The sequence below is a fragment of the Paenibacillus sp. FSL R5-0713 genome (assembly GCF_037973325.1).
Classification (GTDB): domain Bacteria; phylum Bacillota; class Bacilli; order Paenibacillales; family Paenibacillaceae; genus Paenibacillus.
Window position 1 is genome coordinate 2,839,868 of record NZ_CP150229.1, and the last position, 16,441, is coordinate 2,856,308.

At 47.3% G+C, this 16,441-nt stretch carries 11 protein-coding genes; 7 read left to right on the forward strand and 4 right to left on the reverse strand.

What is annotated here, in order from left to right:
- Positions 1-37: 37 nt before the first annotated feature.
- The 4 genes from MKZ12_RS12990 to MKZ12_RS13005 all read left to right on the forward strand — a co-directional run bounded on the left by MKZ12_RS12990 (position 38) and on the right by MKZ12_RS13005 (position 9,070).
- Complete coding sequence (locus MKZ12_RS12990; protein ID WP_339260754.1) at positions 38-6,751, forward strand: hypothetical protein; 6,714 nt, start codon at positions 38-40, stop codon at positions 6,749-6,751.
- A complete protein-coding gene (locus tag MKZ12_RS12995; protein ID WP_339242080.1) occupies positions 6,748-8,439 on the forward strand; it encodes a DUF11 domain-containing protein in 1,692 nt (563 codons plus the stop codon). Before MKZ12_RS12990 ends, MKZ12_RS12995 begins: the two co-directional genes overlap by 4 nt.
- 153 nt (positions 8,440-8,592) lie before the next feature.
- Positions 8,593-8,850: a YolD-like family protein gene (locus MKZ12_RS13000; RefSeq protein ID WP_339242081.1), complete on the forward strand. Its 258-nt coding sequence runs from the start codon at positions 8,593-8,595 to the stop codon at positions 8,848-8,850.
- A gap of 100 nt (positions 8,851-8,950) precedes the next feature.
- Positions 8,951-9,070 carry a hypothetical protein gene (locus MKZ12_RS13005; protein ID WP_017688846.1) on the forward strand — a complete coding sequence of 40 codons (120 nt, stop codon included), beginning with the start codon at positions 8,951-8,953 and terminating at the stop codon, positions 9,068-9,070.
- Between the two features lie 56 nt (positions 9,071-9,126).
- Here the strand turns inward: MKZ12_RS13005 and MKZ12_RS13010 are convergent, their stop codons facing one another.
- Positions 9,127-10,386 carry an amino acid permease gene (locus MKZ12_RS13010; protein ID WP_339260755.1) on the reverse strand — a complete coding sequence of 420 codons (1,260 nt, stop codon included), beginning with the start codon at positions 10,384-10,386 and terminating at the stop codon, positions 9,127-9,129.
- A 172-nt stretch (positions 10,387-10,558) separates the two neighbouring features.
- On the opposite strand from MKZ12_RS13010, the gene MKZ12_RS13015 reads away from it, so the two are divergent.
- The 3 genes from MKZ12_RS13015 to MKZ12_RS13025 all read left to right on the forward strand — a co-directional run bounded on the left by MKZ12_RS13015 (position 10,559) and on the right by MKZ12_RS13025 (position 13,264).
- Positions 10,559-11,062, forward strand: coding sequence for a ferritin (locus tag MKZ12_RS13015; protein WP_339242083.1), 504 nt, complete (start codon positions 10,559-10,561; stop codon positions 11,060-11,062).
- A gap of 471 nt (positions 11,063-11,533) precedes the next feature.
- Positions 11,534-12,277: a polysaccharide deacetylase family protein gene (locus MKZ12_RS13020; RefSeq protein WP_339242085.1), complete on the forward strand. Its 744-nt coding sequence runs from the start codon at positions 11,534-11,536 to the stop codon at positions 12,275-12,277.
- Positions 12,278-12,355: 78 nt separating this feature from the next.
- A complete protein-coding gene (locus MKZ12_RS13025; RefSeq protein WP_339260757.1) occupies positions 12,356-13,264 on the forward strand; it encodes a hypothetical protein in 909 nt (302 codons plus the stop codon).
- Between the two features lie 198 nt (positions 13,265-13,462).
- Here MKZ12_RS13025 and MKZ12_RS13030 read toward each other — a convergent pair whose 3' ends face one another.
- The 3 genes from MKZ12_RS13030 to MKZ12_RS13040 form a co-directional block, all read right to left on the reverse strand.
- Positions 13,463-14,062: a response regulator transcription factor gene (locus MKZ12_RS13030; RefSeq protein ID WP_307537205.1), complete on the reverse strand. Its 600-nt coding sequence runs from the start codon at positions 14,060-14,062 to the stop codon at positions 13,463-13,465.
- Positions 14,059-15,207: a sensor histidine kinase gene (locus MKZ12_RS13035; protein ID WP_339243042.1), complete on the reverse strand. Its 1,149-nt coding sequence runs from the start codon at positions 15,205-15,207 to the stop codon at positions 14,059-14,061. The genes MKZ12_RS13030 and MKZ12_RS13035 overlap by 4 nt, the downstream gene beginning before the upstream one ends.
- A gap of 87 nt (positions 15,208-15,294) precedes the next feature.
- A complete protein-coding gene (locus MKZ12_RS13040; RefSeq protein WP_339242089.1) occupies positions 15,295-16,353 on the reverse strand; it encodes a fatty acid desaturase in 1,059 nt (352 codons plus the stop codon).
- Positions 16,354-16,441 lie beyond the last annotated feature (88 nt).

The window sequence follows — 16,441 nt, forward strand, 5'->3', positions numbered from 1 at the left end:
CTCCGAATCACAGGATTGTTATTTTGCTGAAGGGGAGGTGAAATCCATTCCTCTTGTCGTTCGTTCTACCGTCAACGCTACGGGAGCGATTACGTTTACAGGTAATACGCTTGGACTGAGTCGTTCGGAAACAGCAGGGGTACCCGGAACACAGGACAGTATTGGAGCTTTTACCACAACCAACACCAGCGTCCAGTACGGCACATATCCACTGGGAACCACAAGCTCGTACCAGAGTAACAGTTCCGCTGCCATCCTTGTTCTTCCTGCGGGTAGTACCGTCCTGTATGCAGAATTAATCTGGGGCGGAAGTTATATCAACGGAACGGTCAATCTGAGCTCAGCGATCAACAATCCGGTAACGTTCATCACCCCCGCAGGTTCATTCAGTGTTACACCTGACCCGGTGACTTACAACCAGTTTGACCTGGGTAACAATGCTGCGGGTTATGTACGTTCAGCCAACGTGACGACACTTGTGCAAAATGGGGGAGCAGGTACATATATCACCGGAGCAGTCGTGGGAACGATTGTGATTACGAATGATGCTACAGCCAATCATGCCGGATGGACGCTTGGCGTTATTTATCAGAATCCCAATCTCCCTTTTCGCAACATGTCTTTGCGTGCAGGCGGCGTACTTGTGCAATCCACTTCACCACCAGTAGTAACAACACTGACAGGATTCGCAACCCCTCTCTCCGGTGTGCTCGGGGGAAGGGCGCTGTTTAGTGCCCAGGAAGGTGATGCGAATCGAACAGGTGATCAGGCCTTATTCGGGCCGACCTCTGCGACTTCAGTGGCCTTATCCGGGCCGAACAATCTGGCTGCGAATTTTTTTGCATCTCAAATCAACGGTGACACGGGGGCACTTAACACAACGGGCACTTTCGGCACTCGAAATCAGACGAATGGTGCTCCGGGTTCCAACATTGTCGGTGGTCGTCAAGGCTGGGATATCACCAATGTGGATGTGTCTGCCAGACTGGTTAACAATCAATCCTCGGCAGTGCTTACGCTAACGACTTCAGGCGATGCGTACATTGTGAACGCCAATGCAATACAAGTTGATATCAACGCACCCAAAATTACGGTGGCCAAGGCATCGACTGCCTCCGGAGCAGTAGCGGGAGATAGTGTTCTTTATACCGTTACCGTCAGCAATGCAGGCACAGCCAGTGCGGCCAGTGTTGTGTTATCCGATTCACTGCCTACAGGGCTTACCTTCATTCCAGGTAGCGTCACGGTTGCCGGGATACCCCGTCCAACACTTGATGTCACAGCTGGTATTCCTCTGGGTTCGTTAAATCTGTCCAGTAGTGTCGTTATAACCTATCGTGCACTAATCGCTCAGGACGCAAGCATCTTGCAATTGGTAAATTCGGCAAATGCAGCTTTTACTTTTCAAAGCGTTGCAGGCGGTGCAGTTATCACAGGAGTCATTCCGTCAAATAATTCTACTTTACCTGTGTATTCACCGAACCTGTCCATTGTGAAATCAGCAAGCACAACGAACGCTACGGTTGGAGATCAGGTGACGTACACGCTACAGGTAACGAATGGGGGAAACGTAGGCGCCAACGTGACGATTACCGATAATATTCCAAGTGGCAGTACCTATGTTCCGGGCAGTTTCCGCGTGAACGGAACTGTCATCGCAGGTGCCAATCCGGTTACTGGTGTTAATTTGGGCAGTCTTGCAGCGGGAAGCTTAACCACGATAACCTTTCAAGTGTCGGTCACGAATCTTCCTACACCGCCTACGTTGGTGGATCAGGCTACGGCTTCCTATTCGTTCCTTTCCCCTGACGGGCGAACCATAACGGGTTCGCTAGCATCAAACACACTGACGATTCCGGTAACCTTACCGAACGTATCCGTTGTGAAGAATGCAACGGTTACAGACGTTGCTGTTGGAGAGACGTTTACCTATTCTGTGGTTACGACAAATGGCGGGATCCAAACGATAAATAACGCCGTCCTAACCGATAGTCTTCCGACAGGTCTGACTTTTGTCCCCGGAAGTGTTGTAGTCAGGGGGGTTAATGTAACGGCAGCCAATCCGGCCAGTGGTATAGCGCTGGGTACCTTAACAGCAGGAAGCTCGGCAACTGTCACATTTCAGGTCAATGTGCAGTCTTTGCCTACTGCGGGTTCGTTCGTCAATCGGGCGGCCGTATCATATAGTTCAGGCGCGTTCACTGGAATCTCTAACTCCAATTCCATCACAACACCTGTATACCAGCCTGTGATTACGATCAATAAATCGGCGAATGAGACCAATGCGACGTTGGGTGATCAGCTTGTGTTTACACTGCTCGTGTCCAATAGCGGGAACATTGCAGCACAAGTAAGCGTGACTGATACGATTCCATCAGGGCTCACGTTCATTCCTGATTCGGTAACCGTGAATGGTTCCGCGCGTCCAGGGGTCAGTCCTTTAACCGGGATCACGCTGGGGAGTCTTCTGCCTGGAGGGAGCGCCACAGTGGTGTTTCGTACGTCACTTACGACACTCCCGACACCGCCAACATTGGAGAATCAGGGAACGGGAAATTACACCTATCAGCTCCCGAGTGGGCGTAATCTGGCAGGAAGCGCACTTTCCAATATCGTTCGTATTCCCGCTTCCGCACCCAACATATCCATTGCCAAAACAGTCAATACAACAGATGCCACTGTAGGAGATGTACTTACCTATACAGTTGTAACCACGAATTCCGGCAGTGGGGCAGTTCAGAACCTGATTCTATCAGATATGCCTTCTACCGGTTCTGAATTTGTATCTGGTAGTGTCACGATTAATGGGGCGGCTGCAAGAAATGCAAACCCGGTTTCGGGCATTGCTTTGGGAACGTTGAACAGCTCCAGTAACGTAACTGTGACCTATCAGACAAGAGTGACCTCTGTTCCTGCCTCGGGTTCGGTCAGCAACCGGGCAAGTACAGCTTTTACGTCCGGCAGTTTTAATGGTGTTTCCTCATCTGTGACCGTAAATACTCCAGTATTTCAACCTGTTGTTCAAGTCTTGAAATCGGCTAGCACAACGAGCCTGACTGTAGGAGACACCTTTAATTACACCCTCCAGGTTACGAATTCTGGCAATATTGCCGCAACGGTTACTTTAACAGATCCGGTTCCTGCCGGAGCAATATTCAATACGAACAGTGTCATCATTAATGGTTCTCCAGCACCCGGCATCAGTCCGAACTCCGGCATCAGTCTTGGAGTACTGGCATCGGGGGCAAGCGCGACAGTCACTTTCCTTGCAACAGTCACAAGTCTGCCAGATGCAAGGCAGCTAATCAATCAAGCCCTCGCATCCTATAGCTATGCTCTTCCTAGCGGGAGGAATATTTCAGGTTTTGCATCATCAAACACAATCACCATTCCTGTATCCCTGCCGAATGTAAGCATTGTAAACAGTGACAATGTGGATTACGCCGTATCTGGAGATGTCATCAGGTATACTTCAGTCATTCGTAACAACGGAACGGTGGCAGTGAACAACGTGGTATACACAAACCCTCTACCTTCGAACACCCCATTTATACCCGGAAGTGTCATTGTGAACGGGACTTCATTCCCGCTCTCCAATCCGACCGCCGGCATTCCAATCGGTACATTGGCCCCAGGGGCTGAAGTAACCGTAACTTTTGAGGTGAGGATAACTATGCCGATCCCTTCACAGATTAACAATCAGTCGACGGTCAGTTTCACATCCGGTTCATTTTCGGGTTCATCATCGTCCAATACCACACAGACTCCGGTCATACAGCCACAGATTTCCCTTGTCAAAACAGCGAATACAGTCAATGCAACTGTAGGTGATACGGTAGTATATACTGTGACGGTGAGCAATACAGGTAATTTGCAAGCCAATGTAACGCTGACGGATACCATTCCGGCAGCGACAACTATTGTTCCCAACAGTGTGGTGGTTTCTGGAGTGCCACAGCCGGGAGCAACACCTGGAGCAGGTATCCCGGTTGGTATTGTTGCAGCGGGAGCAACAGCTGTGGTTACGTTTGCCGTAGTCGTGAATTCACTTCCATCGCCTCAGCAGCTCAGCAATTTTGCAACGTCATCCTTTACATTTACACCCCCTGACGGGAGAACGTTGACGGGTACAGCCACTTCCAATACATTGACTTTCCCAGTATCATCGCCTAATGTCGCTGTGGTCAAAAGTACTACATCGACTGCTGCTGCCGTGGGCGATACTGTTAGCTATTCCATCCTGGTTACGAATAGCGGGATAGCTCCGGTAAGCAATATCCAGTTTTCAGATCCAATTCCGGCTGGGGCGACATTCAACACAGGCAGTGTTACCGTGAATGGGGGAGTCCTACCTAATGCTGATCCGGCAGGTGGGATATCACTTGCTACACTGGGACCTGGGACATCCGCGACAGTGACGTTCAGTGTCAGGGTCAACGAGATTCCGCCAGGAGGACAGTTGAGTAATCGTTCGACGGTCAGTTTTACTTCTGGAGCTTTCTCAAGTACGACATTTTCGAATACAGTGGTTACTCCGGTTTTCCAGCCAATTCTTTCGGCACAGAAGACAGCAAGTACTCAGAATGCTACCGTCGGTGATACCGTCAGCTATACGATTACCGTGAGTAATCAGGGGAACTACGGTGCCCAGATCAATCTGTCGGATAACCTTCCGGCCGGTACCATTCTTGTTCCGAATAGTGTCATTGTGAACGGTCAACCTCTACCTGCTGCAAATCCGGCAGCGGGTATTCCCGTAGGAACTGTAGCTGCCGGAGCTACAACTACAATTACGTTTTCCGTAGTTATTGATACACTGCCAACTCCACAGCAACTCGTGAATCAGGCTTCGGTTGCGTTATCCTTTACACTGCCGGACGGACGGAACATTACAGGCAACGTGTTATCCAATGTGCTTACCATCTCCGTTTCCGCGCCGGATGTGGAAGTGGTCAAATCCACCACATCCACAGCTGTTTCCGTCGGTGATACCGTCACTTACAGCATCGCTGTAACCAATAACGGAATTGCAAGTGTAAGCAATGTGATTTTTACAGATGCCGTGCCAGCAAGCACCCTTCTTACTGCAGGAAGTGTATCTGTTGACGGTGTTCTACGCCCGGGTGCGAACCCTTCAACCGGAATAACGCTGGGCTCCATTGCACCGGGCGTGACGGTGACGGTTGTATTCAGCGTGCAGGTGACATCACTTCCGGCAAGTGCCGTTTTGAACAACCAGTCAACGGTGAGTTTTACATCCGGTGCATTCTCTGCCACCACATTCTCCAATACCATTACAACGCCGGTGTACCAACCTATTTTGGCTGCTGTCAAAACAGGAGATCAAGCTGTAGCAACTGTCGGGGATACGGTGGTTTATAGCATTACCATTACCAATACCGGAAACTACGGAGCATCCGTCACGTTAACGGATACCATTCCGGCTGGAACCGAACTTGTACCGAATAGTGTCATTATTAATGGAGCTTCAGCACCAGGTGCTGATCCGGCTTCAGGTATTCCCCTGGGGGTTGTTGCCACAACAACCACGATTATATTCTCTGTTGTGATTGTGACATTACCTTTAAGTCAATCCATTACCAATCAGGCATCTGCGACATTTGCGTATACATTACCTGATGGAAGGACACTTGGAGGCACAATTACGTCCAACGCACTCAACATTCAAGTATCTGCTCCAAATGTCAGTGTTGTGAAAACCACTGCGGTCATTGACGCTGTGGTAGGCGATACGATTGTATACGAGATGGTTGTAAGCAATAACGGGATTGACCCGGTTAACAACATTGTGATCACAGATCCGATTAGCCCGGCTACCACATTTGTGACAGGCAGTGTTCTGGTGGATGGTGTCCCACGCGCCTTGGCCAACCCTGCACTTGGAATTGCTCTGGGGACACTAGCACCGGGCGCAACTATAGCCGTTTCATACGCGGTTCGGGTCAATTCACTTCCAACACCACCACAAGTGAGTAGCCAATCTTCTGTAAGTTTCACATCCGGTGTTTTCTCTGGAGCTACGTATTCGAATACAGTTGTAACACCTATTTATCAGCCGATAGTGTCTTTAAGCAAAACAGCGAGTACCTCAAATGCAACGATTGGTGACACCATCATCTATTCTTTCACCATCAACAATAGTGGGAATCTTGCAGCCAACTTGACCTTGACGGACAACATACCTGCTGGAGCTGTACTGCTCCCTAACAGTGTTCTGATTGATGGTGTTCCACAGCCAGGAGCTGACCCGGAATCAGGAATTGTGGTTGGTACGATACCCCCAGGTGGATCAGTGAACGTAACGGTTACACTTGAAATTACGGTAGATTCATTGCCTCAGAATCAGCAGTTGATCAATCAAGCCACTGCCAGCTATACCTTTAGTCCTCCGGATGGCCGTGTGTTGACGGGAACTGTATCTTCCAACGTGCTGGTGATCCCTGTATCTGCACCAAATGTTGTTGTTGCCAAAAGCACAAGTGCCATTGATGCAGTTGTTGGCGATGTAATCACATATACGGTTGTTGTAACCAATAGCGGCATTGAAGTGGTGAATAATGTTGTCATGGTTGACCCTGTACCGGCAGGAACGGTATTTGTGACGGGGAGTGTGACCGTGGATGGTGTAGCGAGACCTACCGGAAATCCGAATACAGGAATTACACTTGGTTCCATTGCTGCCGGTGCTTCCGTTACTGTTACATTCCGAGTAGAGGTCGTTGTGATATGAGTCCTAACTCAGGTCCGTTGTCCCACTGGCTTCAGAATCAGTCGCTGGTTCGATTCAGCTCGGGTACGACTGAACTGGAACAGGTGGCTTATTCCAATACAGTTACTACTCCATGGGTCGGGCCTAGGTTGGAAGTGAAAAAGCAATGCAATGTAGCTATCGCTACACTGGGCCAGTCCCTGACTTATATGATCGAGATTGTTAACACAGGCAATTGTACGGCTACAGTTCATGTTGTGGATTCATTGTCTGCTGAAACATCCCTTCTTCCTAATAGTGTATTACGAGATGCAATTCCACTACCGGGGGCATCACCAGAGAACGGGCTGCCTGCAGCAGAGATCGCACCGGGAGCAACGCTGAGATATCATTTTCAAGTCGTGATTTTGCGGATACCGGCTGGCTTAAAGCTGCTCAATCAAGCTGAGGTTAACTATGCATTTGTGGCATCTGAAGGCAGAACAGTCAGAGGTGTGGAGAGATCCAACACGGTGGAGGTGAATATGGTCTCGTCCAGGCTTGAAGTCAGCCTGCAAGCCGAGCGGGACCAAACCTTCTCAGGGGATATTATCATGTACACCGTCATCGTAAGCAATCCGGGTTTTGTTGCAGCGACGGGTGCGCAGGTAACGATCGCTTTGCCGCAAGGTATTGTTTTTATACCTGCCAGTGTCATAGTAGATGAGATGTTTGCGCCACAAGTAACGCCTGATACGGGCGTAGAACTTGGAGAGATTTTGCCCGGAAGCTCCGTTAGGATACAATATCGGGTTCAGGTTGTGGGGGGAAGCGATGCGAACGGAATATCAAGTGTGGCTGTACTGACTTATATCTCCGCAGGGCAGCGCGAGACGGTTTACTCCAATCAGGTTACTTTGGAAGTGATACAGCCCCGAATTTCTGTGGTGAAAACGGTGCTCCCGGTAACGGCCACATGGGGTGATACCGTGCAATATAATATTACCGTCTCCAACGCAAGCAGCTACGCGGTAGACGGAACCCTCATGGATATATTGCCAACAGGTATGACATTTGTCGAAGGAAGTCTGGGCTGGAATGGAGTTAAACGTCCCGGAACTAATCTGGCTAAAGGTCTCAATCTGGGGACATTGACTGCCCGGTCTAATCTGAATATTCAGTTCGAAGCGAAACTTGCAGAACGAGGTGAATCGATACCTGATGACTATAAGTATGTGAATCATGCCAGCCTGATATATACCTTTCGCTTGCCGGATTCACGATCAGTACAGCGGATGATTACATCCAATGAAGCTGTGATTGAATTAAAAGCACCGTTCATTCAGGCTTATGTTCAAGTAAAACCCACGTTGGTCGAGCAGGGAGATACAGTGACTTTTGAGGTACGTGTGATGAATACGGGTAATGTGACGGCACGCGTGCAGTTGGGAGGCATTTTGCCTGAGGGCTCCAAATGGCTTGGGCAAGCTGCGGGTCAGATCCAGTGGAACATTCCGGAATACTCCACGCCTAGAGTTCTCCATGTGGGTGAGATTAAGCCTGGAGAGGAGAAGAACAACTCTTATGTAGTGCAGCTGGCATCCGACAAGACGGGTACGCTGCAAGGAGCCTTGATCGCTAGGTATACGTATGAATGGAATGGACAAAAAAAGGCAGGCGAATCCCGATCGAATGAGTACAGTATCATTGTGGAGTATGGAGAAGAATAAGGAGAATGTGGTTAAAGTTAAAATGCCTGAGGATTTTGCTGATTCTTGGATGCCATGACATTACACGAACGTAAATGAATGGTATACTAATTGAATATGAACTCGGCAATCAACCCGTGGAATCGGGACGTCGGAGTAGAGGAGGCAGCCACATTGGCAAAAGCAAAAGTAGCAAAAAGACCTACACGGGATGAGTTTGAACTTGAAGAGTTGGGAAATCAACTGGTTGAAGCCTTTCGTGAACGTTCGGAAGTACTATTGACCGTATGGGGCAAAGAAGACCAGGTGCAAGGCGTCATTGTCAAAATGGACTCGCGTACAAGACTCGTGCATGTAGAGTATACCGAAGAAGAGTTCACGGCGAAGGTGCCTTTCATGGATATCATGCGGGTGCAGTCTCCCAGATACTGAACGAAAAAAACAGCAATCTGAATAATTAGGGCATCCGCCCTGTCAAAGTCGTACTTCCTGCATAAGATAACCCATACCTGTTGCAGAGGAGGTACGGTCAATGAGCGAAGTATTAGGTGGAGAAACAAGAGGCTACGGATACGGAGGTTTCACTTCTGTAGGTGCCATTCTGGTTCTGTTCATCCTGTTGGTTATCATCTCCAAAGCGTTCTTGGTATAATTGCATATTTCTAAAGAATGAAAGAAGCTCTGCCATCACGGCAGAGCTTTTTTTGTTCAGATCTTGGATGGTTGTTTGCGGCTGAACAAGCCATAGAGAATTATAATAAGAACCGGGTACAGTACCGCCCATCCGGTAAAAGGGAATACGATCGCTGTGGCTACAAAGGAAATCCAGCTGATGGTCACGCCGGTGCGACTTCCTTTCAATAATCGGATTCCTGCTGCACAGCCCCCAAGATATGTGAGGATAAAGGTTGCATTGGGAAGCTGAATCAGTGTTGTAAGTGATACGATGCCGCTGGCATAGACACTTAGCACCAGAATGAAGCAGATCCCGAGGAATCCAATTGCTGCTACGGGTGTGTGGAATCGATTGGACAGATGAGCCATCCAACGCGGTGCAGCACCTTGTCTCGCGAGTGCATAACCAACTCTTGAAGCTGCCCCGGCATAAGCAATGACGGTTGCTGTACAGATGAATATGCCAGTCAGTCCAGCGATCCAGGCACCCCAGATACCAAGGGGTTGACTAATGATCCATACGAGGGACACATCGGCCCCGCCATGCAGATAACTTTGCGTGCCTACGGTAGCCAGGGCTGTCAGGAAGTAGAGTACACCTACGATAATCGCAGCGATAGTCACACCTGTAATGGCTGCTTTTCGAGGATCGGTGAATTCTTCGGAAAGATGGGATACCGCCTCCCAGCCAATAAAACACCAGAACAGAATCGCCCCGGCTTGACCGATGCTGACCCAGCCATGCGGCATGAATGGGGTGTAATGGATGGAGTCCATGTTGGGAAGAGCCAGTAGAAAGGCCATCACCAGCACAGCAACAATAGCGATGACGACACCAATCTGTACTTTACCAGCAACTTGCATACCAACGATATTAATGATCAATCCAATCGCCAGCATTATGGCGGCAATAAGGATTCTGATATGTTCACCTAACCCCAATGCTGCCGTCATATATCCTGCACCCGTCAGAGCTGCTACAGGAGCTCCTATGGGTACCGACATCAAAAAGAACCAGCCAATGATTGTTCCGGCACGTTGTCCGAAAGCAAGGGTAACAAAATGGGATACACCACCTGCATCAGGATATCGGGCAGATAGTAGTCCCATGGATAAAGCGAGTGGCAGAATTAGCAGGACCATGCCGCCCCAAGCCAATAGCGAAGCTGGACCGGCCAGTTCAGCAGCCAGTCCGGGTACAATCAGGACACCTGAACCGAGTACTGCACTTACATAGAGCGCAACGGCTTGCGGCATGCCGATTGTTTTTTTGAGCTGTGAAGAGGTGTTCATGTTCTTGTATTAGCCTACCTTCCAGATTGGAATTATTCTGATAATGACTATGTAATTATATAGGAGGACAACCATTCAGTCATTGGCGAATTTTGTAGAAAATCGGTGTAAGTCCTGCTGGCGTTATGTTAGAATATAACCATCCCTAGAGAAAGAAAGAGGTGTTTGGATAATGAGCCAAGAGTTAACAGCATCTTTAAATGAACAGATGAATTTCGAGTTTTATTCCGCTCATGTATATCTGGCTATGGCAGCCTATTGTTCCAGCAAGAGTCTGGATGGATTTGCGAACTTCTTCATCGTGCAAGCCGAAGAGGAGCGATTCCATGGTATGAAAATATACAAATTCCTGAATGATCGTGGACACCGTGCTACATTAGCCGCTTTGCCAGAACCGAAGAATGAATATGCTTCGATGCTGGATGTCTTTGAGCATGGTTATGCTCATGAACAGCAGAACACGAAAAAATTCTACAATCTGGCTGACATCGCCTTGAACGAACGTGAACATGCGACAATGTATTTCCTGAAATGGTTCATTGATGAGCAAGTGGAAGAGGAAGCCTTGTTCGACAACATTATTCAGAAGCTGCGCCGCATTGAAAAAGACAGCAATGCCTTCTATATGCTGGATGCCGAATTTGGCAAACGTTCATTCACTGCTCCCGCTGAATAAATGCACGTAGGGAGTCGAGAAGATTCCAAGAACAAAAGACTTTTACATACGGCGTAAGGAAATCACCCTCAAAGCATTAGGAGTTAGGTCTCCATGCAAAGGATGACCGGTTGATGCCATATGCTGAAGAAGACGAAAGAAGCTTGCACTTGTGCAGGCTTTTTTTGCATGTATAGTTATTTTATTTTTGTATTGATTTGCTTGAATTGGAGCAAAAGTCTATCAAAATCTTGAATGTGGGTAATAAAGGATATGTCACAATTGATCTATCCTGACGGGATCTTTATTTTGCTCAAATCTATCAAATTCGTATTAAATTTTAGGTTTATCTGACAAAAGTGTAACTCTACCGTAGCCTTTGAAGCGAGAACAGGAGTCTATTCCTTTGATAGTATTAAGATTATCGCCAAGGGATGAAGGTAGAACAACATGGACACCCGGGGAAATATAACACACAAGGGAGATTTTTTAATGATGTTACATATTCGCAAATCTATCATGGTCACACTTGCTATTTTACTAATCATTCCACTTTTATTGCCGCAGTCGGTATCTGCCCAATCCGCTTCATCGAAGGATCGTGCAAGCAAAGCAAATGCCAAAATCATATATCTGACTTTTGATGATGGGCCAACCGCTCATACGGGTCAGTTACTGGATATTCTGGATCAGTATAATGCGAAGGCTACGTTTTTCATGCTGGGTCCTCAGATGGAGAAATTTCAGAAGGCTACCAAACGAATTGTAGCTGACGGGCATGGATTGGGTCTGCATGGTGTGAGTCATGTTCCAAGCAAATTCTATAAATCCGCATATAGCGGTTTGAAAGAGATGCAACAGGCCAATGTAAGTCTGAACAAGGTTGCTGGAGTTAAAACAAGTCTCGTTCGGACGCCATATGGTAGTAAACCATATCTCAAACCGGCATTCCGTAACGTGCTGCTGGGTCAGGGTGGATTCCATCTATGGGATTGGAATGTGGATTCGGAAGACTGGAAGTACAAGCAAGATCACCAGAAAGTCTATAACAGTGTAATGAAGCAGATCCACACCGTACAAAAGAGTGGAACAACGCCGGTTGTGCTGATGCACGACCAGGAAGCAACGCTGAAAGTATTACCGCAAGTATTAAAAACATTGAAGGCAGAAGGGTATCGTTTTGAAGTATTAAGTAAGAAGGTGCAGCCGGTTAACTTCTGGAACGACAAACGTTAATATTTTCAATTTTCCGATTCGATCGGACGATAGATAGAGCCTGATAACAGATTGGTTAAAACGAAGGAGGTACACATCATGAAGAAACAATCATTATGGATGACCATTCCGGTAACGACAGCCGTTTTACTTGCACTGGCAGGATGTGGCGGACCGGACTCGAATGCAACATCAGAGAGTAGTACTTCACCAACGACAACAGTGGGTGAGCAAACCGAGACCGGCAGCGGTGGTGCTGATTTCTCTAATGAAAATGAAACAGGAACCAAAGAGAACACGGGTACAGTGAATAGTGTAGAACCATCAGGAGCGCAGTCGGGCGGAAACCATACTGCCACAGGTCAATCCGGTGTGAATGATGTGATCAAGCAAGTTCGCAACCAGTTGAAGATGGAGGATGCAGCGTTACCCACTTCGTTCCCCTTGGATAGTGGCGCATATTTGGGTGCGGCAATACCGTCCAATACGGCTGATGCATTCAAAGTGAACTTCTACGCGTCCACGCAATCCGTTGCCGTTAATGATCCATCTTTAACGGCTTCCGACAGTAAGGTACCTTTACTGGCTTCCTATGAAGTGAAAACGTATAAGGACCCTGAGCAGGAAAGTATTTTCCCAGAGACAGACCTGAAAGATATTCCAGCAGATATGGCTGTGGATCTGGGACATGGCATCAAAGGCATGGCTGAAGGTGCCGCAGGCAGTCAATATCTGACTTGGCAAGAAGGCAGATGGACGCTGCAAATTCGTTCCGTCTCCGAAGATGAAATGAATAACCCCGGCATAGCGAAGAAAATGGTGGAGTACCTGGAATCACATACATTGCCTGTACCCAAAGATAAAGGGTATATCAAGGTTGAATATCCAAGTGGTGGAAAGTCTGTTCATGTAACGGTCTCATGGCAGGACGGTCATAAAATTCATCAGCTTAAGACTGATCAAGTACCACTGGAAGCTCTTGGCATGACTGTATCTGTGAAATCTTGAGGATTTAATGGATATTCTGAGTTGTAGAAGAGACGCGTATTGGATGGTTGTAATAAACTAAAAAGAGCTTGGTCCAGATTGGTTTCTGGGCCAAGCTCTTTTAGTTGTAGCATGTTATGGCAACGTGTGAAAAATTATTGCGGCTTATGCAGTCGGGGTACATACTTATTTTTGTTTCAATGGGTTAAAGCGGTACTTTCATTTGAACCACCCTTTTTCCTTAGAGCGAGTGATGGCCTCAATGCGGTTACTGGCATTTAACTTGTTGAGAATAATGGAAATATAGTTACGCACCGTCCCCGTTGTGATGAATAGATGCCCGGCGATTTCCTTGGTGTTTTTGCCATCGGCCATGAGGCCTAGTACGGCATTTTCGCGCTCTGTCAGAGGATTTTCTTCTACATAAGCTTCGTCTACCAAGTCGGGAGCGAAGATACGTCTGCCATTCATAACTTGGCGGATCGCCTCAGCAAGTTCTTCAATTGGACTGTCCTTAAGCAGGTAACCACGGACACCACCCTTTAAGGCGCGTTCGAAATATCCGGTCCGGGCAAAAGTGGTTAGGATAATGACCTTACAGCTCATTCCTTTGAGTTCTTCTGCGGCTTCGAGGCCGCTTTTCACGGGCATTTCTATATCCATCAGACAGATGTCTGGTGCAAGCTCCTGTACAAGGGTAAGGGCTTCCTGGCCGTTGCTGGCACGTCCGACGACTTCCATATCTTCCTCCAGATTGAGAAGGGAAGACAAGGCACCGAGCATCATGCGCTGATCTTCCGCGATTACAATTCTAATCATGATTCTGCCTCCTTTATCGGTTTGCGGACGAGTTTGGGAACATGAATAATTATCTCTGTACCCTGAATGTCTGCATCAGATCGAATATCCAAACAGCCATTTACAAATTCAAGTCGTTCTTTCATGCCCAAAATTCCTGTTCCGCGCCGCTCTTGTCTGTGTGATCGTTCTATTCCGACGCCGTTGTCTTGTACTGTGAGTACATTATTGGCGGGTGTTTCCTCAATGACGATGGTACATGCTGTTGCCTGACTATGTTTGACCACGTTGGTGACCGCTTCTTTCAAGCACATGCCAAGCACATTTTCATTCAATTGAGACGTGTCTTGTAGCTTCGGATTGCCATCCAGTATAAATTCAATTGAAGCGGCCTTCAGAATCTGCTCCGCCCGGAACAGTTCATCGACCAATTGTGTACCACGCATGGTGGTGACCATTTCCCGGACTTCCTTCAAAGCTGTACTTGCAGTTTGCCTGAGGTCGTTCAATTCAATCTCGGCCTGATCGGGATTATTACGGAGCAGCCGCTTCGCCAGATCGGTTTTTAGACCGATCAGAGAGAGCTTCTGTCCAAGGGTATCGTGCAGGTCACGAGCGATACGCTGACGTTCTTCCATTTTCACGAGATCGTCAAGTCGCTTGTTCGCATTCTCCAATTGGCCTTCCAATTGTTCAGTCTTATTTTTATTATACGTACTGATTGGAAGCAGGATGGAGGCCATTAAACTGATGAATACAAACGGGAACTGACTCACGAGCAATGAACTCTGATTGATAAAACCATAATTAATGGTTAGGAAACTGGCTCCCAGATTCACCGAATAGAGGGTGAAGAAACCAGCTTTATTTTTAATATTCCCAATAAAAAAAGCAAGAAACAATGAAAAGTAGGCATAATCATAGGCGATTGTCATCGTAATGGATATGGCAATGAGCAATCCAATCCACATGTATACCTGCCAGCCCTTAGTGATGAAGGCGAGCAGATAACATACGAAGAAAACGAGAATGATTACAATGCCGGTTACCATCGTCCATAATTTGGAATATTGTGAAATGTAATAGAAGGGCAGGATGAAAAAGACAAGCCATACATAAGGATTTAACCCTGTATTTTTATAAAAAATCTGCATCCACTTCTGAATATGATTCTCCTCCTTGCACTTGTACTCAACCGTAGCATGACTGTAGCATGACTATGGCTTGAACACAAGAAAACGAATCCGACAGAGTTAAGGCTTCTCTGTCAGACCCGCTGGATTCGTTACACGGATAGTTGGTTGAACATAAGGTTTGCGGGATAGATGTTTGAGCTGTCTAAAGCTAATGAACTGTTTAGAATCTTCATCCCACAGACGGAAGCGCAGGGCAACCAAACTTGAACGCAGTGTAATGGTAGTTGCCTTTTGCAAGGGTGGTGTTGCATTATGTGCTTCTTCCAAGAAATAGTTAGGTACACGTGGGCTCAAGTGATGCACATGGTGAAACCCTATATTGCCACTGATCCATTGCAATAATTTTGGCAATTTGTAATAAGAACTACCTTCGACAGCCGCTTTTACATAACTCCATTCATCTTCGTGTTCAAAATACGTCTCCTCGAACTGATGCTGTACGTAGAACAGCCAGATCCCAAAGAAACCGGAGAAGAAGAATATAGGTGCCTGCACCATTACAAAAGCCTGCCATCCGACTAACCAGCACATGAATGCATAGAGGGCTACGATCAATACTGTAGTCAGATGTGTATTGATGCGTTCTTTACGTCTTGCACCTTTGCGGTTGAAACGGTAAGCCAACAGAAACACGTAGATAGGTCCGATACAGAACAATACGAACGGATTACGATAAATCCGATAGAAGAGGCGTCCCCAAGGAGAAGCTTCTTTGTATTCGTCAACGGTCATAACCCAGATATCACCAACGCCACGTTTGTCAAGATTACTGCTTGTCGCGTGATGGATAGAGTGCTCATTTTTCCACTGCTGATAGGGTGTCACTGTTAATACACCAGTAATGGTACCGAGAATATCATTGGCACGTTTGCTCTTGAAGAATGAACCATGACAGCAGTCATGGAAGATAATGAATGTCCGTAGTACAAATCCGGATGCCACCAAGGCAATCGGGAAGGTCAGCCAGTAGGATACTGATAAGCTAAAGTAAGCCGCAGCCCATAGCAGGAAGAGCGGAAGCAATGTATTGATTAACTGTCGGATACTTAATCTGAGATCATTTTTTTCGTAAGGGGTGACTTCTTTTTTTAGCGCCATTTCTTTATTTCTACTCATTGACGTGTGTCCTCCTTCAATCGTTATAACTGTATCAGCTACAACTTGACGTTTCCCGGTAAGACTTTCCTCTAGGAAGCGTTTTTAT

Coding starts and splice junctions, on each gene's coding strand:
- MKZ12_RS13030 (WP_307537205.1), bottom strand. CDS start 14,062: ATGATTAGAATTGTAATCGCGGAAGATCAGCGCATGATGCTCGGTGCC.
- MKZ12_RS12995 (WP_339242080.1), top strand. CDS start 6,748: ATGAGTCCTAACTCAGGTCCGTTGTCCCACTGGCTTCAGAATCAGTCG.
- MKZ12_RS13005 (WP_017688846.1), top strand. CDS start 8,951: ATGAGCGAAGTATTAGGTGGAGAAACAAGAGGCTACGGATACGGAGGT.
- MKZ12_RS13040 (WP_339242089.1), bottom strand. CDS start 16,353: ATGAGTAGAAATAAAGAAATGGCGCTAAAAAAAGAAGTCACCCCTTAC.
- MKZ12_RS13010 (WP_339260755.1), bottom strand. CDS start 10,386: ATGAACACCTCTTCACAGCTCAAAAAAACAATCGGCATGCCGCAAGCC.
- MKZ12_RS13015 (WP_339242083.1), top strand. CDS start 10,559: ATGAGCCAAGAGTTAACAGCATCTTTAAATGAACAGATGAATTTCGAG.
- MKZ12_RS13020 (WP_339242085.1), top strand. CDS start 11,534: ATGATGTTACATATTCGCAAATCTATCATGGTCACACTTGCTATTTTA.
- MKZ12_RS13025 (WP_339260757.1), top strand. CDS start 12,356: ATGAAGAAACAATCATTATGGATGACCATTCCGGTAACGACAGCCGTT.